The organism is Leptolyngbya sp. FACHB-671 (assembly GCF_014695745.1).
Classification (GTDB): domain Bacteria; phylum Cyanobacteriota; class Cyanobacteriia; order Elainellales; family Elainellaceae; genus JAAUTN01.
Window position 1 is genome coordinate 1 of record NZ_JACJOV010000158.1, and the last position, 22,777, is coordinate 22,777.

18 protein-coding genes and 1 tRNA gene are annotated in these 22,777 nt (G+C 49.0%); 5 read left to right on the forward strand and 14 right to left on the reverse strand.

The features are described 5' to 3' along the window. Nucleotides 1–310 precede the first annotated feature (310 nt). The 3 genes from H6F93_RS29060 to H6F93_RS29070 all read right to left on the reverse strand — a co-directional run bounded on the left by H6F93_RS29060 (nucleotide 311) and on the right by H6F93_RS29070 (nucleotide 2,729). Nucleotides 311–384, reverse strand: a tRNA-Met gene (locus H6F93_RS29060). Then, the gene (locus H6F93_RS33700) at nucleotides 375–515 is read right to left on the reverse strand and encodes a hypothetical protein (protein ID WP_206755783.1); all 141 of its coding nucleotides are present in this window, start codon (nucleotides 513–515) and stop codon (nucleotides 375–377) included. Before H6F93_RS33700 ends, H6F93_RS29060 begins: the two co-directional genes overlap by 10 nt. A gap of 60 nt (nucleotides 516–575) precedes the next feature. Continuing rightward, complete coding sequence (locus H6F93_RS29070) at nucleotides 576–2,729, reverse strand: polyribonucleotide nucleotidyltransferase (RefSeq protein WP_190688744.1); 2,154 nt, start codon at nucleotides 2,727–2,729, stop codon at nucleotides 576–578. A gap of 771 nt (nucleotides 2,730–3,500) precedes the next feature. Between H6F93_RS29070 and H6F93_RS29075 the strand changes: the two genes are divergently transcribed. Continuing rightward, the gene (locus H6F93_RS29075) at nucleotides 3,501–6,908 is read left to right on the forward strand and encodes a sll1366 family intein-prone helicase (protein WP_190688747.1); all 3,408 of its coding nucleotides are present in this window, start codon (nucleotides 3,501–3,503) and stop codon (nucleotides 6,906–6,908) included. Nucleotides 6,909–7,140: 232 nt separating this feature from the next. Here the strand turns inward: H6F93_RS29075 and H6F93_RS29080 are convergent, their stop codons facing one another. The 3 genes from H6F93_RS29080 to H6F93_RS29090 form a co-directional block, all read right to left on the reverse strand. Then, complete coding sequence (locus tag H6F93_RS29080) at nucleotides 7,141–7,551, reverse strand: hypothetical protein (protein WP_190688751.1); 411 nt, start codon at nucleotides 7,549–7,551, stop codon at nucleotides 7,141–7,143. Between the two features lie 83 nt (nucleotides 7,552–7,634). Continuing rightward, on the reverse strand, nucleotides 7,635–8,747 hold the full coding sequence (locus H6F93_RS29085) for a threonine aldolase family protein (protein WP_190688753.1): 1,113 nt from the start codon (nucleotides 8,745–8,747) through the stop codon (nucleotides 7,635–7,637). A gap of 60 nt (nucleotides 8,748–8,807) precedes the next feature. Next, the gene (locus H6F93_RS29090) at nucleotides 8,808–9,275 is read right to left on the reverse strand and encodes a GNAT family N-acetyltransferase (RefSeq protein WP_190688756.1); all 468 of its coding nucleotides are present in this window, start codon (nucleotides 9,273–9,275) and stop codon (nucleotides 8,808–8,810) included. A gap of 276 nt (nucleotides 9,276–9,551) precedes the next feature. On the opposite strand from H6F93_RS29090, the gene H6F93_RS29095 reads away from it, so the two are divergent. After that, nucleotides 9,552–10,511: a DUF4432 family protein gene (locus H6F93_RS29095; RefSeq protein WP_190688759.1), complete on the forward strand. Its 960-nt coding sequence runs from the start codon at nucleotides 9,552–9,554 to the stop codon at nucleotides 10,509–10,511. Between the two features lie 35 nt (nucleotides 10,512–10,546). Here H6F93_RS29095 and H6F93_RS29100 read toward each other — a convergent pair whose 3' ends face one another. The 6 genes from H6F93_RS29100 to H6F93_RS29125 form a co-directional block, all read right to left on the reverse strand. Then, nucleotides 10,547–11,674 carry a class I SAM-dependent methyltransferase gene (locus tag H6F93_RS29100; protein ID WP_190688763.1) on the reverse strand — a complete coding sequence of 376 codons (1,128 nt, stop codon included), beginning with the start codon at nucleotides 11,672–11,674 and terminating at the stop codon, nucleotides 10,547–10,549. A 178-nt stretch (nucleotides 11,675–11,852) separates the two neighbouring features. Beyond that, nucleotides 11,853–12,659, reverse strand: coding sequence for an alpha/beta fold hydrolase (locus H6F93_RS29105; RefSeq protein ID WP_190688766.1), 807 nt, complete (start codon nucleotides 12,657–12,659; stop codon nucleotides 11,853–11,855). 134 nt (nucleotides 12,660–12,793) lie between these two features. Beyond that, nucleotides 12,794–13,549, reverse strand: coding sequence for an SDR family NAD(P)-dependent oxidoreductase (locus tag H6F93_RS29110; RefSeq protein ID WP_190688769.1), 756 nt, complete (start codon nucleotides 13,547–13,549; stop codon nucleotides 12,794–12,796). Between the two features lie 38 nt (nucleotides 13,550–13,587). Beyond that, a complete protein-coding gene (locus tag H6F93_RS29115) occupies nucleotides 13,588–14,391 on the reverse strand; it encodes an ABC transporter ATP-binding protein (RefSeq protein WP_190688772.1) in 804 nt (267 codons plus the stop codon). Next, nucleotides 14,384–15,259, reverse strand: a complete 876-nt coding sequence (locus H6F93_RS29120; RefSeq protein ID WP_190688775.1) for an ABC transporter permease — start codon at nucleotides 15,257–15,259, stop codon at nucleotides 14,384–14,386. Before H6F93_RS29120 ends, H6F93_RS29115 begins: the two co-directional genes overlap by 8 nt. Nucleotides 15,260–15,262: 3 nt before the next feature. Beyond that, the gene (locus tag H6F93_RS29125; RefSeq protein WP_199314184.1) at nucleotides 15,263–16,339 is read right to left on the reverse strand and encodes an ABC transporter substrate-binding protein; all 1,077 of its coding nucleotides are present in this window, start codon (nucleotides 16,337–16,339) and stop codon (nucleotides 15,263–15,265) included. A gap of 837 nt (nucleotides 16,340–17,176) precedes the next feature. Between H6F93_RS29125 and H6F93_RS29130 the strand changes: the two genes are divergently transcribed. The 3 genes from H6F93_RS29130 to H6F93_RS29140 all read left to right on the forward strand — a co-directional run bounded on the left by H6F93_RS29130 (nucleotide 17,177) and on the right by H6F93_RS29140 (nucleotide 20,382). After that, a complete protein-coding gene (locus H6F93_RS29130) occupies nucleotides 17,177–17,800 on the forward strand; it encodes an LmrA/YxaF family transcription factor (RefSeq protein ID WP_190688778.1) in 624 nt (207 codons plus the stop codon). Between the two features lie 277 nt (nucleotides 17,801–18,077). After that, entirely contained in the window at nucleotides 18,078–19,043 is a 966-nt protein-coding gene (locus tag H6F93_RS29135; protein ID WP_190644213.1) for an acetamidase/formamidase family protein, read from the forward strand. Between the two features lie 124 nt (nucleotides 19,044–19,167). Further along, on the forward strand, nucleotides 19,168–20,382 hold the full coding sequence (locus tag H6F93_RS29140; protein WP_190688781.1) for an SfnB family sulfur acquisition oxidoreductase: 1,215 nt from the start codon (nucleotides 19,168–19,170) through the stop codon (nucleotides 20,380–20,382). Between the two features lie 59 nt (nucleotides 20,383–20,441). Here the strand turns inward: H6F93_RS29140 and cobM are convergent, their stop codons facing one another. Continuing rightward, on the reverse strand, nucleotides 20,442–21,275 hold the full coding sequence (cobM, locus tag H6F93_RS29145; RefSeq protein WP_190688784.1) for a precorrin-4 C(11)-methyltransferase: 834 nt from the start codon (nucleotides 21,273–21,275) through the stop codon (nucleotides 20,442–20,444). An 899-nt stretch (nucleotides 21,276–22,174) separates the two neighbouring features. Next, entirely contained in the window at nucleotides 22,175–22,777 is a 603-nt protein-coding gene (locus H6F93_RS29150; protein ID WP_190644210.1) for a DUF4231 domain-containing protein, read from the reverse strand.

The window sequence follows — 22,777 nt, forward strand, 5'->3', positions numbered from 1 at the left end:
CCAGCTTAGTAAATGTCATCGCAATCGCTGTTTGATGCACTCATACTGGAACTGTAGCGAGCATAGCTCAACTTAACCACCCCCTATCCCTAGTGCCGCTGCGTAAGTCCTGTCGGTATTAAAAATTTCTGAATCGTTCTCAGTTTGGGCAATTCCCTGTTGGCTTGAGCAAGTTTTCCTTCAATCGTTTTCCCTGGACTGAAATCTCGCCTAAAAATGGTGGTGTATTGGGGATGGTTTATAAAACGCAGAATCCCTGCATCCCTGTGAATTTTCTGGGATACGGGGATTAAGTTGTCATTGATAAAAATGGCTCAGGCGGGATTTGAACCTGCGACCTTGGGCTTATGAGTCCCCTGCTCTAACCTACTGAGCTACTGAGCCTGATGCTGAACGATCGCCACCTCAGTCTTAAAACTGGGCTGCAAACTCAGCTTTATAAAATTAACATATCGGCGTGACCGATCGCTACAGTCAGCGGCAAACATTTTTGGGCAATAAAAAATTTGGGGCAATCGCCACCCACTCAAAAGAAGGAAGCGATCGCCCCGAAATTAGCCTAGACAAACTAGGACTTAATCGGCGGCTGCGGTTTCACGAGCAGCAGCAGCTTCGTCTGGGTGGATGCCTAGACGGGTCAGGTTGATCCGTCCGCGTCCGTCAATCTCGCGCACCTTGACAATCACCTCGTCGCCTAGAGCAACTTCATCTTCGACCTTGCCAACGCGGTAGTCAGCAAGCTGGGAGATGTGGATCATGCCTTCCTTGCCGGGAAGGAATTCGACAAATGCACCAATGGGGATGATGCGGGTGACGCGACCGACATACACGTCGCCAGCACTGAGTTTGCGGGTCATGCCTTCGATGATGCTGCGAGCGTGTTTGGCCTTTTCGCCTGCGACTGCCGAGATGGTAATTGTGCCATCGTCTTCGATATCGATTTTGGCTCCAGTTTGCTCTGTGATGCCCTTGATGGTTTTGCCGCCGGGTCCAATGACCATGCCGATCATGTCGGGGTCGATCTTAATCGTCAGGAGTCTTGGTGCGTAAGGCGACAACTCAGGACGAGGTTGGTCGATGGTGGTCAGCATTTTTTCCAGGATATGCATTCGGGCAGGTTTTGCCTGGCGGATTGCATCTGCTATCACAGAAATGGGCAAACCGTTGATTTTCATATCCATTTGCAGGGCTGTGATGCCGCTGTCGGTTCCGGCGACTTTGAAGTCCATGTCGCCAAGGAAATCCTCAATGCCCTGGATGTCGGTCAGAATGCGAACTTCATCGCCTTCTTTAATCAGCCCCATTGCCGCTCCACTGACGGGTTTGGTAATGGGTACTCCGGCATCCATTAGCGCCAGGGTGGAACCGCAGACTGAACCCATTGAGGTGGAGCCGTTGGAGGAAAGCACCTCTGATACCACCCGGATGACATAGGGAAACTTGTCTTTGTCCGGCAGGATGGGGATGATTGCCCGTTCTGCCAGTGCGCCATGCCCGACTTCACGCCGACCAGGCGATCGCATCGGCTTTGTCTCACCCACTGAGTAAGGCGGGAAGTTGTAGTGATGCAAATAGCGCTTTTGCTCGTCAGGGTGCAGGTCGTCTAGCTCCTGAGCATCTCCAGGCGTGCCCAAGGTCGCAACTGACAACACTTGAGTTAGTCCACGCTGGAACAGTCCGCTGCCGTGAACCCGCGTTGGCAAAATACCCGTCCGGCAAGAGATCGGACGAACTTCGTCTAGCTTACGACCGTCTACCCGAACGCCGTCCTCAACAATTTGGCGACGCATAAACTTTTTGGTCAAACCCTTGAAGGTATTGCCCAAAGCTTTAGCGTCTGCCTGAGCTGCAACTCGGATGGGGTCTTCTTCGGGCATTTCAGCGATCGCCGCTGCTACTTCTTCTTTGACCTTGTCTAGTGCTGCGTCTCGCTCACTCTTGCTGTATTCAAAGTGAGTCAGGATTTCTTTGATAGAAGCTTCGGTGCGATCGCGAATAAAGTCTTCTAAGGTCGAATCCACTTCGGGAGGCTGTTGGGTCACGATCTCAATGCCCAGTTCTGCCATCAGGTCACGCTGTGCCTGAATCAGATCGCGAACGGCCTCGTAGCCAAAGTCAATTGCCTCAATCATGTCTTGCTCAGGCAACTGATTTGCCCCAGCTTCGACCATGATCACGCCTTCAGGTGAACCAGCAACCACCAAATCCAGGTCGCCTGCTTCAATCTCGCTGTAAGTCGGATTAATAATGAAATCATCCCCAATCAGCCCGACTCGCACGGCAGCCATAGGGCCATTAAAGGGAATGCCTGCTAGTAGCGTTGCGATCGATGCACCTGTTACGGCTAGCACATCGGGTGGGACTCGCTCATCCAGCGCCATTGTCGTTGCCACGATCTGAATATCATCCCGCAGCCAACTGGGAAACAGCGGACGCATCGGGCGGTCAATCAAACGGCTAATCAGAGTTGCTTTTTCGGGGGGGCGACCTTCTCGGCGCAGAAACCCACCGGGAATCCGTCCGGCGGCATACAATCTTTCTTCGTAATCAACGAGCAGCGGCAAAAAGTCGATTCCTTCTCTGCCAGCGGCGCGGGTTGCCGCTACAAAAACTGCCGTTTCTTCTGATTGAACCAACACGGAACCGCCTGCTTGCGGTGCAAGCAGACCTACCTTAAGCCGAATATCCCGTCCGTCGAAGGATATTGACTTATCTATTTCCTCTACCATGCGGCACTCTGTCCTTTTAGCCTTATTTTTTCTTCTGTGGCAATCGTAGCACTGATGCCCTTAGTCTGCTGTTGCAATGAGTTATTAGAAGAAACTGCCTGAATCAATTCTCAATCTATCTTCAAGATTGAGGTCGGTCGGTGAGATATCAGGCGATCGCTTCACCTCAATCGCGAGGGCTAAATCATCTCCCCAACTGGTTTCGCGATGAAAAAACGATGAACTTCGGAGTTATTCGTAAGTTTGATTCAATCGTAGCGCACCGCAATAGTTTTTACGTTTCTTCAGGCAATCCATCGGGTTTCCGCGCATCAGCGATGCTGGACAATTTGCACAAGTGAGGTGCAACAGACCGCTCCCAAAGTTGAACTCTAGCCAGGGAATTTCAGCTTGGAAACCACTTTCATACTGCCACTTGAGAGAAGCTCTGGCTAATTTTGAAAGATTGTCTCTAATAAGAGAAAGCTGGCAAGAATTGAACTGCAAACCTCCCGCGAACCACCTTAAGAATATGGTTGTACAATGAACCCAACATTGCAGATATAACTGCTCCATCCAGGGAAATTAGCTCTACACCAGGAAACTTCAAGCTTCTGGCGGCTGCTCTGGGTGTTGATGGCGGTGTGATGTTTTGCGATTACCCCAGAAGGGGAACTCTTCGCATCGCCTCCTCGACTAACCGCCAACGCTTTAGGAGGGTTTAAACCTCCCACCTAGATTCAGCAATGTTCAGTTCCGCGACGTTCATTGATCGCTAGTGACGCTTAGTGCATGGCAATTCTTCACGGTAGCTGGCTTCTCCAGCCTCAAACGTCTTCTTCTCAGTCTTCTGGGCTTCAGGCAAGTTGTTTCTTGATTTGGGGTGAAACCTGGCGCAGAGTTGAGTCACAGGCAGAAGAAGCGCAGCCTAATGCTGTGTTACCCCATCCGTTTGTGATGACTGCTGCGGAACTAGTTGATTGGCTGCGATCGCTGCATCAGTCCCGCCAAATCAACTGGGCTGTCTCAGATGTGCCACTAGTTGAAGCCGGACGCACTACCCAGACAAAAGCGAAATCATCCCGGTCAAAGTCGCAAACCGCTACTCAAATAGAGGCGACAGCTTTATCGGAGGCTGCAACGGCTCGCTTGCAGTCGGTGGCTTTTGCCCTGCCGACCTATCAGATCAGGCTAGATGAGGCGGAGGAGGCGATGCGAAGCAGTTCCCCCGTTGGGGTAATCGCTATCCCGCAGCACTCCGCTGCTCAATCCGCTTCACCTGATGAAAATGCAGTCCCTACGTCGCAGTTCTGGCAGGTACAGGGAATTTGCCTGAAGCCACTGGAAGCGATTCAATTCCTCCAATCCTTACCCCTCAGTTCTGTAAGTGAAGAATCTTGGCTGAGCGGAGATTTGCGCTTTTGGTCACACGTTGCCCGTTGGCACCTGGATTTGTTAGCCCGTTCCAAATTTCTGCCGATTCTAGAACGTGTAGATGAAGTTGCAGTTGCCCGCTGGCAAGCCTTGTTAGACAGTGCTGCTGACCAGTCCCGGTTGGAGCATTTTTCACGACAAATGCCTGCTGCCTGCCGGGCTTACCAGCCGCTTGACTCCACCGAGTCCGTAGAAGCAGCCGTCTTCCCCGCAGCACAAACTCTGCTGCTTAATTTTCTGCACCAAACCATTGACGCTCAAATTCGGTTTGCCCTGACCAGCCATCCTTTGCCCACCGTGCCCCTACCTAAAGATACGCCCGTGCGGGAATGGCTCCAGGCACTAGGAGCGATCGCAACCGACGCGCCTCATTCAGGAATGGTTTCCACAGAAGCCGAGAAGCTAGAGCGGCTAGAAGCAGTCCTGAACAACTGGATCGCCCCTATTCAGCAGCAGTTGACCCAGCAGGCGGCTTCCTTCCGCACTTGCTTTTATTTGCGAACGCCTGCCCCTGGCAAGACGGACTGGGCGCTGGAGTTTTACCTTCAAGCGGCTCACGATGCCGATTTTTTAGTCAGCGCCAAAACGATTTGGAACAATCCCGTAGAGCGGCTGGACTATTTGGGGCGTACCATCCACCATCCCCAGGAAACGCTCTTAGCCGGGTTGGGCTTTGCTTCCAGGCTTTATCCGGTGTTGGAGCCGAGCCTACAAGTGCAGCAGCCGTATGCCTGTCCGCTCAACCCGATGCAGGTTTACGACTTCATCAAGTCGTCAGCGTGGCAGCTCCAAGACAGCGGTTTTGGCGTGGTGTTGCCGCCCAGTTTGGCTAATCACCAGGGCTTGGCTAATCGGTTGGGGCTGCAAGTCAGGGCAGAAGCCCCTTCGAAACGCAACAAACAGCGGCTAGGGCTGCAAAGCCTGCTCAACTTTAAGTGGGAACTGTCAATTGGCGGACAGCGGCTTTCTAAGGAAGAATTTGATCGGCTGGTGGCGCTGAATACGCCGCTGGTCGAGATTAACGGAGAGTGGGTGGAATTGCGTCCTCAAGACGTGCGGGCTGCTCAAAGCTTTTTTGAGAGTCGCAAAGATCAGATGGCGCTGTCGCTAGAAGATGCGCTGCGAATCAGCACGGGCGATACGCAGATGATCGAAAAGCTGCCGGTGGTCAACTTTGAGGCATCGGGTTCGCTGCAAGAGTTAATCAACACGCTCACAACTGGTAATCAGAGCATAGAGGCGATCGCCACTCCCGAAAGCTTTCAAGGCGAACTGCGTCCCTATCAGGTACGGGGAACCTCATGGCTAGCCTTTTTGGAACGCTGGGGTTTGGGGGCTTGCTTAGCTGACGATATGGGTCTGGGTAAGACGATTCAACTGATTGCCCTGCTGCTGCACCTAAAAGAACAGGATGCACTGGAAGCCCCAACGCTGCTTGTGTGTCCCACCTCGGTGCTGGGCAACTGGGAACGCGAGGTGAAGAAGTTTGGCCCAGATCTAAAAGTGCTGGTGCATCACGGCGATAAGCGATCGCAAGGCAAAGCATTTGCCAAAGCGGTCAAGGGCTACGACCTAGTGATCACTAGCTATGCACTGGTCTACCGAGATGCCAAAGATCTGCAAAGCGTTTCCTGGCAAGGGGTAGTGCTGGATGAGGCGCAGAACATCAAGAACCCAGAGGCAAAACAGTCTCAGGCAGTCCGCCAGCTTGAAACCCAGTTTCGCATTGCCCTCACCGGAACGCCGATCGAAAACCGCTTGTCGGAACTTTGGTCAATTCTGGATTTCCTCAACCCCGGTTATCTTGGACCGCGCAACTTCTTCCAGCGGCGGTTTGCTGTGCCGATTGAGCGCTATGGCGATACAGCTTCACTGCAAACATTGCGATCGCTGGTTCAACCCTTCATCTTGCGACGACTCAAAACCGATCGCACCATCATTCAAGACTTGCCCGACAAGCAGGAAATGAGTGTGTTTTGTGGGCTATCAGCCGAGCAAGCCGCCCTGTATCAAAAGCTGGTTGATCAGTCGCTAGTTGAAATCGAATCGGCTGAGGGTATTCAGCGTCACGGCATGATTTTGGCACTGCTGGTCAAGCTAAAACAGGTTTGCAACCATCCTGTGCTGTTCAAGGAAGAAGCAGCCGCAAAAGATACCAAGAATACGAAAAACACCTCATCCCTCATCCCTCATCCTTCATCCTTCCGCTCCCTTTCCGGCAAACTTCAGCGGTTGGAGGAAATGCTGGATGAACTGTTGGCAGAAGGCGATCGCGCACTTATCTTTACTCAGTTTGCCGAGTGGGGCAAATTCCTTAAAGCCTACCTAGAGCAACAGTTCAACCGGGAAACGCTGTTTTTATATGGCGGCACGTCTAAGAAGCAACGAGAGGAAATGGTCGATCGCTTTCAGAACGACCCGCAGGGCCCACGAGTATTTATCCTTTCGCTTAAAGCAGGCGGCGTAGGACTCAACTTAACCAGAGCTAATCATGTGTTTCACTTCGATCGCTGGTGGAATCCTGCGGTGGAAAATCAGGCAACCGATCGCGTCTTTCGTATCGGGCAAACCCGCAACGTGCAGGTTCACAAGTTTGTCTGCACTGGCACCTTAGAAGAGCGCATTCATGAACTAATTGAAAGCAAAAAAACACTGTCTGAACAGGTGGTAGGCACAGGTGAAAACTGGTTAACCGAGTTTGACACTGACCAGCTTCGTAACCTGCTGTTGCTCGATCGCAGCGCCGTCATTGATGAGGGAAGCTGATATACCCCCATTCGCTTACTTTGCTCCAAAGAGCATAGGTAATACCGCTGATTAAAGCAAAATATCGCGCTGCCATAACCTAACTCCTTAACCCTTAAAGATACGGTTCCTCTCACCTTTTATACGCAAACCAGCGGAGAACCTCCTATCACAGGAAAGACCTTATGTTAAGTCAGCTTGTGCAGAACAACACAATCAGTACGATTGAGGTGGGCACCAGACAAAAAGACTACTAGATTTGCCGCTCATATAATGATTGAAGCCCAATTAGCTCAAGAATCATGAAACCCAACACAGCTACTGCACTTGAAATGATAAAAGCTATACCTATCCAGGAAAGTGTATTTCCAATCCAGGCTAACAATAATACGCTGCCAACTGTCCAAGCAATTTCGATTCCAATCACCAACCAAGCTGCAATAGGTCTGATAGGTTTGGCGCAACCAACAACACAAACATACAGCCCAACTCCCAATACACTCCATCCTAGAATCCTCAGAGCGTCTGGTAAGGAATAGCCGAGTAAAGAGATAGGGTTGGTTGTAAATAGAGTAGAGAGTGAGTCTGCTGCAATCGTCAGCACTGCTCCATAAACAAAACAAACAATACTATCGACGAGAAGAGTAGTTCGTAGAGAGGGCATAAACAAACTCCTTTTGGCTTCTACTTGCTTGAACAAAGCAGTCCAATGGTTAGGATAAGTAGTAGTGCTCTTAAACTCAAAATTTAGGTTTTTGTTGCGTCTCCATCTGGGCTGTTGGATGGCGATCGCAATTTGAGGGAAGAACTTTGAAGGAGAGAACAAAAGCCGCGAACGTGACTGTCTTCAGTTGCAAAGGAAGTGACCAGTCGAATCAGTATTTCATCTTTGTCAATCACAACATTTCGAGGCAAAGACTCACGATACCACTCATAAAACTCTGCCCCAGAAGATTGCAGATAATTTGCCATCTGCTTTGGCATCACTGCGAAGATCTCATTGGCTTGAGTCGTCCAAACAATACGGACACCAGGAATAGCAGACAATGCATCTGCAAGTTGGGCTGCTTGTCCGTTTGCATGATGGGCAAGTTCTAGCCAATGCTCATCCTTTAGCCAACCTATGATTTGGGCACTTAAAAACCGACCCTTAGACAACAAATGACCTGCTCGTTTTCGACGATGTACGAATTGTTCAGCAAGACCAGATTTGAAAATGATCACTGCTTCGGCTGCTAAACAACCATTCTTTGTAGCCCCCAAACACAGAATATCAACTCCCGACTTCCAGGTGAGATCTGCCGGTGTGCAACCCAAAGCCGCTACCGCATTTGAAAAGCGCGCTCCATCCATGTGTACTGACAAGTGGTGTTGCCGAGCTACAGAGGTCACAGATGCAATTTCATCTGGCGTGTAAACCAGTCCTGATTCTGTTGCTTGGGTAAGGCTCAAGGCTCGAACTAGTGGATTGTGGGGAATATCAACGCCTGCGCCTTCAAAATAATCTAAAAGATGTTGGGCAGTGAGTTTTCCCTCTCCACGAGCAAGTCCGATCAGGCGAGCACCATTCGTAAAAAACTCTGGTGCAGTTGATTCGTCCGTTATGATGTGCGCCTGAGCGTGGCAAAGGATAGCTTCCCAAGGTTGCACCAGACATGAGAGTGCCAAACTGTTGGCAGCAGTTCCGGTGGACACAAAAAATGCATCCAAATCGCATTGAAAGGTTTCTCTTAAAGCCTCTACTGCTCTTTTAGTCCAGATGTCATCTCCATATCCGTGGGTATATCCTGCATTAGCAGTCACTATCATCTCCAATACCTGAGGAGATGCCCCTGTTTGGTTATCGCTGCCGAATTGCATTGTTACTCCTGTAGATGTGCTTCCCTGGTTATGCCCTGAGAATACTCGTTAAAGCTCCTTTTAGTCAGCCAACATCTTGCGATAAACGATCTTGTCATCACCTGTCGTGTAGAAGTCACGGATACGTGCCTCTTCCTCATAACCACACTTTGCGTAAAAGGTTCGCGTGCGCTCAAAGTCTGGCAATCCTGATGTTTCCACCACCAACATTCGCCCACCACGTGACGCTAGCGTTTGTTCAACATAGCTTAATAGTGTCGCACCGCGTCCTTGTCCCTGGCGGTCAGGTCGGATAGCAATTAATTGCAGGTTCCACGTTTGATCGGTCATCCGTTCCGGTTCACAATAGGCAACCCCAACTGGTCCATTATCATCGTCGGTGATCCAGAAATGATCTGTGTCGCGATCGCCCCCAAAGTAATCGGACAGCATTTCGTTCAGCGCCTCAAGCTCATTGGGCTGGAAGCCGATCGTTTTGGCTATGTCAATTAACGCAATTGTGTCATCGGGTATGCTCGGTCGAATCATGGTGACTCCAATATGCAGATCTCGATCTGATGCCGTGCGTATTACATTATGTAGTGTACGACAGGCAGTTTGATTTAGTGCTGAATTTAAAATGAAAAACTAATTAGAAAAAGCTGAGAAAAACTTAAGTGAGTTTCATCAAGAGAATATCTAAAAAGTGAGAAAGCTCTTGAAGCGAATAACTTCATAACAAGCTGTTTTTGAATCATAGGATATCCCTTTGGGCATAGTGAAGAATTCGAGGCTGCACTGTATTCTTTAATCACAGAAAAGCGAGTGAGGATCAGTGCAGGAATGACGCTGGAGACAGTAGAGCAAGCTCAAGTTTTGACGCTGGAGAATTCTGAAATCAGGCTCACTATTCGTCCTGATCTTGGCGGACGTATCGACCAATTAGAAGATTGTAAAACTGGGCATTCCTGGCTCTGGCATCCATCACACTACACTCCTGAAACAACGCGATCGCTTCCTGTTGGCGCTTCCTTTGACGAGCAGTGGACGGGAGGTTGGGATGAAGTTTTTCCCAATGATGCAGCCGGATTGTTTCAGGGAAGGACCTTGGCAGACCACGGAGAGTTATGGTCACAGCAATGGGAAATCCTGGAACGTTCACCCCTTAACATCACATTAGGATACCAGTGTCAGACCGTCCCGATACGAGTAGAAAAGACTATTCAACTTGATCCAGACCGCCCAGAGGCTCGGCTAACTTACTGGTTCCAGAATCAGTCTGAGGCGCAAATTCCATTCCTGTTTAAGCATCATGCAGCGATCGCAATTGAAGCGGGAGACGAAATTCTGCTCCCCGACTGTTGGGTAGAACCTGCATTTTTGGAGTTCAGCAAAATTATTGGTCAACCTGGAAAAACCCGCTTTCCTGAGGCGATCGCCGTTAATGGGGAGTCTGTTGATCTGCGTATTATTCCACCACCCTCCTCTCAACTTCAAGAGTTTTATTACAGTTCTGATTTATCCAGTGGCTACTGTGGCATTCGTCATCAACGCACCCAGTCTGCTTTGCTCATGACGTTTGATACTGCTGATTTTCCTTATGTCTGGATGTTCCAAAGTTATGGCGGGTGGCGTGATCATTATGTGGTTGTAGTAGAACCCTGCACCAATATGCCCTCTGATTTGGAGGAAGCGCATCGTCTGAACACGGCTGCATTTCTGAATCCTCAGGAGAAACAACGTCGAACACTCACTTTGCAGTTACAGCGCGATCGCTCTTCCTAACTTCTTAAGAGCCAGCACAAACAGAATCAAATTAACTAGCGTTTGACTCCACAAAATGCCACCCAACTTGGATTAGCATTTCCCTTTTGAGACGCATAGTATCCCGGTGTGTAATGCACATGAAATGCCTCAGGTGCAAACCCTGCTTCTAAGGCGTAAGTGGGGAAATCATCAAACTTTGACGAAGCAAGATAGGGTTCTGAATTTGCCCAGACTTCAGTATCACGGAAATACCGAGCAGTTAGTGTGGGAGGCTGAAGAAATAATTTGCTCTCCAAATGCACCATAATTCCTCCCGGCTTTAGCAAGCGATAGCTTTCTGCAAACACTCGCTTTCTCGCCACCCCAGGAATTTCGTGCAGAAGGATATGACTTACCACTAAATCAAAAGACTGATCGGGAAATTCAGTATTTTCAGCATTCTGTTGAGAGAAATGCACCGTTTGGTTTAAGACTCTTGCACGAGCGATCGCATATCTCAACAATGACGACCCTAGATCAATTCCCCAAACTTGAGCTTGGGGATAGGTCGATGCATAGGGTAATGTGCTGTGACCCACAGAACACCCTAAATCTAAAATCATGCGAGGCTGAAAATCTGGATAGTGCTGTGCCAAGACCTGATGAATCAAGGTTTGACCCAGTTCGTCATTGAGAGGTCCAAACCACCCACGCCCATATAGAAAAACGCCGTGGTCGTACAGCACTCCTGAGCCAAAACTGTCCTCAGGCTCGTGGAGATAGCCCCCTGGCATTCGGTGGATGTTGGTTTTACGTTGGTGGATGGGAATGTCCAGATCTGGATTCAGTTCCAGTTCTCCTTTCCCCTCCAAATGTTTTTGATAGACCGCTTCAAGGCGGTGTCGATCCTCATCGATTGCTGTCAACACATTCGCCCACAACCGATCTTGAAATACACCACGACGATAGTTAGTTTCTTTTACCTCAGGAGACTCATCTAAAATTTGGCGAACCTTGAAGTATAGTTTGTCCTGATCCGCTTCATCAGGATAAGCAGAGGTGATCTCAACTGTCTTACTCTGAAACAGTTGAAACATAGAGTTCCAAAAGTCTTTAATTTCACCAGCAAGCTTTAAGTCATCTTCAGGAGAATGAGCTTGGGGAAGCAAGTCATGCTGGTGTTGGGGACAAAGAAAAACCATAGTGTTAATCAGAACTCCACCTTGTATCCAACATAACCTATGTATCTTAAGCAATAGCTAAAAAGTACAAAGTCGTAATAATGGAGTACTTTATCTAAAGCTAACGGCTAGCCTCTCAACAGTTAAGTGTATTGGAATTGGTTATACACTCCTGGTACAACTCAATTCTTTTTGCTGCTCACATTGATGTCACTCCTTCTAAAAACTGCATCACAGTTCGATTGAATGGCTCAGGAAATTCCATCCAACAATTATGTCCGCCACGCTCTAATATCACTAACTCAGCTTTTGGAATTCTGGCAGCAAGCTCTTCTGAAAACTGCATAGGAATGAAGATCTCGTCTCTGCCAATTAATACCAAAGTCGGAACTGAGATTTCGTTAATTTGCGATCGCGTGTCATGCTGCATCAGCGCAGCAACCTGTCCAGCGAAACCGTGAATAGATAGTGGGTAAAGATGATTGAGCGCACGGTCAACCGAAGCTGCTACAGTTTCATCATGTTCAAAAAACTCATTAGTGTAAACCCACAAAAAGCTATCTCTGGTAGAGATTTCTAAAGACACATTTTCGTTGAGCATTCTCAACCAGATCTGCACTAAATGTTTTGCTCGGGCAGGAAATCGGGCAGCTGTTGCGGCTAGCAGCAGGCTTCTCACTAACTCAGGATATTTCAACGCCATAGTCTGAGCAATCATACCACCCATTGAAAAGCCCAAAATATGAGCGTTATCCACATTCAAAAACTTCATTAAGGCAGCAGCGTCATCTGCCATCATCTCGGTTGAGTAAGCCTCATTAGGAGCATCAGTTTGCCCAACACCACGATTATCGAACACGATGACTTGATATTTCTGCGAGAGAACAGGAATTTGGTTGAACCATGTGCTGCTATCCATGCTCAAGCCATGAATCAAAACTACAGGTTCACCGCTGCCGTGAATCTCGTAATACATCTCGATATCACCAATCCTGGTTCTAGGCATTCTGCATTCCCATTGCGGCAACAATGTTCCTATTTTGCCTCAGCCTCTCTCGATTGAGAATGAATGATTTTGCTCAGGATTGCTGGCGATCGCCTCTCACCGTTCCTCTTCAAACTATGCCCTAACTAACTCTATCAAGTGAGATTCAGCCCCCCATCTGAAACTAAAATCTCTCCTGTCAGATAGTGGCTTGAAACTAACATCGAAGCCACTTGCGCGATTTCCTCTGGTTGTGCGCCACGACCCATCGGAGATCGCTCCTCCCAAAGTCTTCGTGCTGCTGTCCAATCTTTGCTCATTGGGGTGTCAACTAAACCTGGCGCGATCGCATTCACACGAATCTGTGGTGCTAGACTCACCGCGAGCAACTTTGTCATGTGGTTCAGAGCAGCTTTACTAGCAGAATATGGAATTGAAGCTCCTTTGGGGCGAATACCCGCATGAGAGCTAATGTTGAGAATGCAGCTAGGACAGGCAGAACTTGATGACTGACGTAGGGCAGTTTCAGCCTCAGCAATGAGCGTCCAAGGTGCAATAACATTAACCTCATATAGATTGCGCCAGATCTCCGGTGAGGCTTCCTTGAGGGATTGATGTGGAATCGTCGCACTCACCCCTGCATTATTGACCAATACATCCAGCCGACCATGATGCGACAGAACCTCAGTAATCAAATTACGAGACTGGTTTTGGTCAGATAGATCCGCCTGAAAATAAGATGAACCAGGATGCGCTTCTGCTAATGATCGTCCAACCTGCACCGAAGACTTGGAATGAAAAGAAACAGCAAACCCATCTTCGGTAAGTCGTCTGGCGATCGCTAGCCCTATCCCAGATGTCGAACCCGTGACAAGGGCAACTCTTTGTAATGAATACTTCTTTCTCACCATTAATTCACATGTTGCAAAAGTGAGTGAGACGTTGAGGGTTACAAGTCTGCGGTCATGCCTTCGCGACGTAGGGCTTCAAGTTCGGCAGCAGTGAATTCGCCCAGAGCAACTTCTTTTTCTAGATGGTGACGTAGGTGAGTGCGAATTTCTTGAAGGCGGCTGTCTTCAGGTTGGCGAGGACGCTTTAGCGGAATGTGAATGGTTTCAACGATGCGTCCGGGGCTGCCAGAGAACAGCACAATTTGATCTGCCAGGGCGATCGCCTCATCCAGATCGTGAGTCACCATGACAACGGTTGCCTGGGCATGGTGCCACATTGCCAACAGATAGCGCTGCATTACCCGACGAGTTTGATAGTCGAGGGAAGAAAAAGGTTCGTCCATCAGGAGAACCTGTGGATTGAGTACCAAGGCACGGGCAATCGCCACCCGCTGACGCATTCCGCCGCTGAGTTCACGCGGTAGTTTGTGAGCATGGTCAATGAGCCCCACATCTGCGAGCAGCTTTCCGGCTCTGAGGCGGCGTTCGTGTCGAGAAATTCCTTGCGTGCGTAGCCCAAAGGCGACATTGTCCTGCACCGTCATCCACTCAAACAAGTTGTGGTGCTGAAACACAATTGCTGTTTCGGGTCCGGGTCGGGTGATCGGTCTGCCGCCCAGCAGTACGCGCCCGGTCGTCGCTGGAATCAGGGCAGCGGCAATTTCTAATAGCGTTGTTTTGCCACAGCCAGAGGGACCAATCAGCGCAGTGAATGAGCCTGAAGGTACAGTGAGATCGACATCCACCACAGCAGGATGCCCTGCATACACTTTGGAAACTTGCTCAAAGCAAAGTTCAGCCATTTGTCCTGCCTTTGCTCCGGGCTTCCCACCAGAGCAGCCGTCGCTGAATCAGCAAAATCAGGCGATCGATCGCAAACCCCAACACGCCAATCGTAATGATGCCCGTCATTACCAGTCGCATGTTGAACTGCTGCTGCCCCAAAATGATTAGCGCTCCCAGTCCAGAGTTGATTCCGGCCATTTCACCCGCCAAAACGGCCATCCAGGCTGCAAAAAAGTTGACTCGTACAATCGTTAGCAAACTGGGAGCTGTTGCAGGCAATACAACCCAGAGCCAGAGCTGATGCCCTCTCGCGCCGAGGCTTCTAGCGGTTTTAATCAGTTCTTGCGGCACGTTTTCGATCGCCGCTGCGGTTGCTAGCGTCATGACTGCAAACACGCCCATAAACACGACAAAAATGGCGGACTGGTCGCCAATTCCTAAAAGCGCGATCGCCACGGGCACCCAGGCAACTGGAGCGATCGGAGCGATCGTTTGAATCATTGGCAGAATCAGTTGTCGCACGGGGTTAACAACTGCTAGCACCGTTCCTAAGGGGATGGCTGCAATCAGTCCCAGAATCAGCCCAATCAAAACTCTAGCTAGAGTTTTGACGATCGCCTCCCCATACGTCACCTGCTGCGGCCCGATTCCTGCTGCGCCGGGTCCTTGCAGAATGTAAGGAATCACCACGCTGGGTGGCGGCAAAATTCGAGGATTGAGCACCTCGGTTGCTGCCCCAATTTCCCAGCCTAGTGCCAAAATAATCCAGGCCAGCACAAAAGATAGCCCAGGCATCAAACGGCGCAACCGCCCTCGCGCAAAAGGAGCGATCGCCGGAGATGCCCAGGCGGGTACGGAAGTGGATGAGGAGTCAGCGGGAGGCATGAATTAAGCCGATTGCAGTGAAGTTTCCTGAACTGAGCCGTCAAAGATCTCGTCAATCAGGTTGGTCTGGTCAGGCTCTAAGTAACCCAAATCTGCCAGGAAGCCAATGCCATTGCGAAGACTCTCAACTCCGGCTTCATCCATAGTCGGTTGAGGTACCTGACGCTTCAGAGCGGGAGCCAGAATAGACGCCTCTGAGCCGTAGAGAGGTGCTAATTCGGCGATCGCCTCCTCGTAGTTTGCATTCAGGTCTTCTGCCGACTGCCGCAGCACCGCCAGATAGTCAGCCAACATGTTTGGCTCTTTAGAAATGAAGCTATCAGTGGAGTTGATCACACAGTCTGAAGCCTCCGGCCCCCAGGCTCCGTTAGAGTCGCCCAGATAAGTTCCATCTGCTTGAGACACCACCGTTTCGGCGTAGGGTTGCGCTAGCGAACACACATCCACACTTTCTTCAATCAGTGCCTCACCCATGCCCACCATACTGGGGAAGAAAGTCATTTCATAACCAGAGTAGTCTACGCCCAACTTCTTCAAATGCCCATAGACCACTAATTCTAGAGTATCCAGTTGCAGCGTTCCAATTCTCAAACCTTGCCCCGATGCCTGCTTTAGCTCATCCAGGTTTTTTACAGAACCGTTGCGACCCACTAGCTCGATTCCGCCTTTGCCCGAACCGCAGATGATCTTGAGGCTATCGGTTCCCTGGGCATAAGCGGCTACCGTATTCGTCCAGGGGTTGTGGATTACGTCTTGGGAACCTGCGACCAGCGCCTGCAAATTTTCACCCGGCCCGTTGAACTGGGTCAGTTGCACATTTAGCCCAGCGTCAGCAAACATACCCCGCTGATTTGCTAGCAGCAAATGAGACACACAGCCCGCAGGCAAATGACCGACTCGCAATACCGTACCGCTACCGCTGCCTTCACTCGCTGCTGGAGATTCGGTGCCCCCTTCTGAAGCTCCGTTTCGTTGGGAGGCACAATTTGCAGTGATGAATGCCATAGACGCCAGACAGCAACTCCGAATAAATCCTCGTCGGTTGAGAGAACCAATGGGATGAAATAGATCGTTGCTCACTGCTGATCTCAAACCCTTTTTACCCAATCTCTTGCCCATTCCCATACCAGACCTCTCTTAATGATTAACTGTTCTGGCTGCTTGAGCCAATATTTGAAACTATGAGAACCTGAGCTTTCTCCTACCAATTCGACTAATAAATTTAACTCATTGAAGTATTCAGTTCTGCCTCTCAGAGTTGAATGTACATGGGAAAGCTCCTCAAAAAGCTGAAGTTTCAGCTAACAGGAAAATCTAAATTAAAAGACCTTAAAGGATGGAATTCCCTGTCATAGTTTTACGTACTCACTTTTACAAGTCCATTATTTTAAGCTTGTCTTAAGCGATCGCCCCAACCTCATTTCTCCTTATTTTCCAGATTGGAATGCAGTACTACTGAGTTACATTGAGAACTGAACCGTGCAGAGATTGGTAGCTACGCCCTGTAGAGAATCAAAGACATTCTAAGCATCTCACTTAGAACGCTGTGGACAGGAAAGGATTTGGCTCTGGCACCCAATATTCACCCGACTGTGTGAGTTGCTTTTGTACAAATAATGCTATAGCAAATAGTCTCTTTCAGTTGGCAAACGATGGAATTGTTACATGGAATACATCCGGTGCCATCTCAACAATTCGTTAATATTATGAATGAATTGTATGATCACCGTGAAAGTAGAGCAACTTAGCAGAGAATGTTTGTCTTGATTGGCATAAAGCTATTAGAATCTTGTCAACAAGATATGGTGACCAGTCTATAGCTTGGAGTCTATAGCTTGAAACAATTCTTTCAATGTACACAGGGCTACAAACCAATTAATAGACCAGTCGTTATAGTATTATTTTCTTGTTCTCACCGTGAACCAACCCACTAACACCAAAACCCGAATGATTACCGCGACGGCTGAACTGCTTCAAGTTCAGGGCTATCATGCCACTGGGCTGAACCAGATCACCCAAGAGAGCAACACGCCAAAAGGCTCTCTCTACTTCCACTTTCCAGGAGGTAAGGAGGAATTGGCGATCGCTGCTATTGAGGCGGCAGGCGCAGAAGAAAGCCAGAAGATTGAGGCTGTGCTGAATTCACAGGAAGATGTTGGAGACGCTGTTCAAGCCTTTACTCAGCTTTTGGCTGAGGGAATGCTCAATTCTGACTTCCGTAAGGGTTGCCCCGTCGCAACCGTGGCGATCGAAACTTCATCAACCCATGAATCTTTGCGCCGCGTTTGCGAACAGATCTACATGCATTGGTTTGAGCTAATCGAGCAGCGGCTTTTGATGGCTGGCTTCAATCCGGCTGAAACCCGAACTTGGTCAACCTTGATTTTGGCATCGGTGGAAGGCGCATTGCTGCTGAGCCGCAACCAAAAAAGTGTTCAACCACTAGAGATTATTGGTGAACACATCAAGACCTTGATCAACCAAGCAAAACTTCAGCATCAGCCCCAACAAAATTTTAGTCAGTTGAATTCAGTGAGTTGAGTTCGATTGTGAGTTTACTCCAATTGAGTTTCAATGGTGAGCTAAATTCACCCTGATTTTAACGATTCGGTCGTGTTTCCCTGTTGTAGTTTGTACGTTCTATGTATTGCCGTTAGCTTATAGTGAATAGCTCACAGCAAATGACAATTGACAAAGCTCAAACAAAGCTTAAAAGGTTGCCTTTGGGTTAATTAAGAACAGACAAAACCGCTTAACTCAGCAATAGAATCAGGCTGTCGCATCTTCATTCACCTCTTCGTTCCTTTGCCGCAAAGTTATGGTTCACCACGTCTTAAAGGCAACTTGTGACACTGTTCATTTAGGGGGTTTTTCTCCCAAGCTTAAGCCCGCTCTGGTCATTGATTCGGGTGATAGCATCGATGTTGAAACCTATACGGGCTATTACGTGTATGAGCAAGCCCCTGAAGATTTTGTCAACGCCGAATTTTTAGAAATTTGTCATAACTTGCCTGCGGAACGCAAGATTGATGTCGGACCGCACTTAATGACTGGCCCTATTTTTGTTAATGATGCAGAGCCAGGAGACGTGCTGGAGGTGAGGCTCAATGCGATTAGCCCTCGGCTGCCTGTCGGGTTCAATGCGATTCGTCCGGGCTGGGGTGCTTTGGCAGAGCGGTTTACTGAAGCCAATCTCAAGTTTATTCGACTTGATCTAGAGAAGGGTGTAGCAGAGTATCCAGAAGGTAGTGGTATTCAGATCCCAATTCGGCCGATGTTTGGCATCTTGGGGGTGGCGACTCCAGAAGACTATAGCTCGATTCCGCCAGGAGCTTATGGCGGCAATATCGACAATCCTGAACTGCAAGCAGGTTCTCGGCTGTTTCTACCTACTTTTTTGCCTGGTGCGCTGTTTTCGATTGGGGATGGTCATTCGGCTCAAGGCGATGGGGAAGTTTGCGGCACTGCGATCGAAACATCGATGAATGGCAGCATCGAGCTAATCGTTCGCAAAGATCTGAAGCTAACCACACCGATGGCAGAAACTCCAACCGACATTATGACGACGGGCTTTGCTGAGACGCTAGATGCTGCCTTTGAGATGGCGCTAGAGAGCATGGTCAACTTTATTGCCGCGTTTGCCAACATCTCAGCGCAGGAAGCCTATTGCCTGTGCAGCCTTGCCGCCAATTTTAGGGTGACTCAGGTGGTGAATAGCCCCCAGCGTGGCGTACACGGGCTATTGCCTAAGTCAATTTTTGCTAACCGTAGAATAAGTTTGTAAGTTTTAGCCTTAACTGATTAGTGCAGATCCAAATATCAGCCTGAATATCAGTTTTGAGTAACAGTTTTCCTCGGGCGATCGCTCTATTCCTGATCGCTCACTCTATCCTAAAGGTGGTTTATCCATGTCACTTGTCACTAATGGTTCTCAGCAGACCCGTGTGATTAAAAGCGATGAAGAAGCGATCGCTGTTGCTCAAGAGCTTGCCGACGAATTTGCGATCGGTGCTTCCAAGCGTGATCAAGAGCGAATTCTCCCCTACGACGAAGTTGAAAAGCTTTCCCAGAGTGGCTTGTTAGCAATCACCGTCCCCAAGGAGTATGGTGGGGCGTTCGTCTCTAATGTGACGCTCATGGAAGTGCTGACCATCCTCACGGCTGGAGATTCTAGCCTTGGTCAGCTACCGCAAAACCATCTTTACTCCGTTGAAGCCCTGCGGCTCGATGGCACCGAAACCCAAAAACAGTTTTTCTTTAGCCAGATTCTTAACGGAGTGCGCTTTGGCAACGCCTTTTCAGAGCGAGGCACCAAGAATGTAGCTGACCTGAAAACTAAGCTAACCCGCTCTGGTGATGATTACCTCCTTAATGGTCAGAAGTTCTACTCTACCGGAGCGCTGTTTGCTCACTGGATTCCGGTACTGTGTGTGGACGAAGAAGCAGGCGAAGACAGAACCTCGATCGCCCACATTCCCAAAGAGACCAAAGGAGTCACTGTCATTGATGACTGGTCTTGCTTTGGGCAAAAAGGAACGGGCAGCGGCACCACTATTTTTGAAAATGTCCCCGTCAAAGCAGAACATGTTTTACCCCACTATCTCGCTTTTGAACGCCCGACCTGCATGGGCTCGTTTGCTCAAATTATGCACGCAGCAGTCGATGTGGGGATTGCCCGTGATGCCATGCGTGAAACGATTCAGTTTGTTCGCAAAAACCCACGTCCCTGGATCGACAGTGGCGTAGATTACAGCTACCAAGACCCGCTGCTAATTCACAAAATCGGTGAAATGGAGCTGAAACTTCACGCAGCCGAGGCGATCTTGCGACGAGCCGCAGAATTTATGGATCGCACCTTTGCTGATATGAATGAAGAAACAACGGCTGCAACCTCGATCGCTGTTGCTGAATCGAAAGCAATGGCTGAGGAAGCCGTCATCTTTATCACCAACGCCTTCTTTGAAGTCAGCGGCACCAAATCGACACTCCAGCAACTCAATCTCGATCGCCACTGGCGTAACGGCCGCGCTCACACGCTGCACGACCCTTCTCGCTGGAAATATCATGCGGTCGGCAACTACTATTTGAATGATGCAAAGCCACCTCGTCACGGCTGGATCTAAGTCCCCGTAGGGGCGTCTCGCGAAACGCCCTTACCCAACTGTTGCCCTACTTTAGGGGATTAAGGACGAAACAGGTGAGAATGCTCTGGGTTATAGAGGCGCGATCGCGCTTCTACACCTTCCCCCTGTCCATCTACCCCTCTTAATGCCGGACTGATTAAATACATCGTCGTCCGGATCAGCTTCTCCTGCTCGGTCACAGCTGCTATCTGGTCGAGCGGCACAATCCAAATTTTCTCGTCTGGCCAACCTATGCGAAAACATACCGCAACTGGAGTATCTGCTGGATAGTGCTGCAACAACTTTGCTTCAGCTGCTTGAATGTGTCGCGCACTGAGATACAGACACAGGCTTGCTTGATGAGCGGCTAAGGATGCCAATTCCTCTGCCTCTGGCACCTGAGTGCGTCCGCTAATCCGGGTCAGGATGATCGTTTGCACCAGTCCGGGCACAGTCAACTCAACCTTGAGCTTTGCCGCCGCTGCCTGAAATGCGCTGATGCCCGGAATCACCTCAAACGGAATTTCTGCCGCTGCTAGCGCCTGCATTTGCTCGTGAACGGCACCGTATAGCGTCGGGTCACCAGAGTGGAGACGAATGACGGATTTGTGCGATCGCACCCGTTCCACCATCAGCGGCAAAATCTCCTCCAGCGTCTTATCTGCCGTCCGCACGACCTCCGCATCAGGACGCACGATTTGCAGAATTTGCCTGGGCACCAGTGAATCCGCAAACACAACTACATCTGCCCGAGCCAACAGCTTTTGCGCTTTTACCGTTAACAGATCTGGATCACCCGGACCAGCACCGACAATATACACACCTGGTGTGAGCACATGAGCATCCGGTGCATTGAGTTCATCGATATCCACAACAGCTTTAGCAACAGTCATCAAACCTACAGTCCTCAAATCCAGGTCGTTCAGCAATTCTACTTTAAAGCCAACATGAACTTCTTCTAAGGAACCATAAACTGCATAAATGCTTCCGGATCAGACTCGCCCGATCGGTATAGAGGAATGGTAGATGCACCCTGATTAAAACCCCGAAGTTAACTCTTCGGGGTTTTTCTTTTTTGATAAAGGAAACTTACTTTGATATGCTTCAGGAAGTAGGAATGCTGAGTACAGATCGAGAAATACGATGCTTCCTGGATAATTTTACAAAGACTAGATAAATCTCAAGGAGTCTCCGGATTTACCCTCTTCAATTGGTATAGAGGAATGGTAGATGCACCCTGATTAAAACCCCGAAGTTAAGTCTTCGGGGTTTTTCTTTTTTGATAATGAAAACTTACTTTGATATACCTCAAGAAGTAGGAATGCTGAGCACAGATCGAGAAATACGATGCTTCCTGGATAATTTTACAAAGACTAGATAAATCTCAAGGAGTCTCCGGATTTACCCTCTTCAATTGGTATAGAGGAATGGTAGATGCACCCTGATTAAAACCCCGAAGTTAAGTCTTCGGGGTTTTTCTTTTTTGATAATGAAAACTTACTTTGATATACCTCAAGAAGTAGGAATGCTGAGCACAGATCGAGAAATACGATGCTTCCTGGATAATTTTACAAAGACTAGATAAATCTCAAGGAGTCTCCGGATTTACCCTCTTCAATTGGTATAGAGGAATGGTAGATGCACCCTGATTAAAACCCCGAAGTTAACTCTTCGGGGTTTTTCTTTACTAATGCAAAACTGAAGTTTTGATGGCGATCGCTCAGCTAATTTAGGCTGTCTAGTTACCCGACAACTGATGATTGCAAACGTTAGTATCTGCTGTTGGGTTAACTTACGATGCTGCTTCGTCTTCTTCGTCTTTTACCCCTTTAGGTTGAGTGATTTGTGTGGCGTAAATTTCTACATCTTGCTGAATAATTTGCTCGACCTGGCTAGCAAAGACGTTAAAAGCCTCTTCGTGAGTTTTGTAGGGCAGGTAGGGTCCACTCAATTCAAAAAATTGCCAGCCCTGTGTTTTGAGGGATTCTACGCTGCGTCTGTAGTTGCGCCAGCGATCGCCATAGTTAAAAAATTGTTCAGTTGCAGCGCTGATCGCCACGACTTGACTCAGCACAAAAGCAGACCAGCTAATCGCATCTCGAATATAGAGAGCTGAGTTGGTTTGATTCGTTTCTGGATTGCCGGGGTTAAGGATGCCCGCACTGACGCTGCTTAAACTGACTAACGCTGGAATGATTACACCACCAATAATGGTCGTTAAACGAAGCCTGTAGTAAAGATCACGCGCTCGTCCGGCGCGTCCTTCCATCCAAAGAATTTGGTCAAGCCAGCGCGATCGCAAATAGTGTTTTTGACGATCCTTTAGCTCCAGATTTTCAAACAATTCACCAAAGTCTTTTTGTAAAAATTCTCGATAAGGATCTTTCTTAGCCAC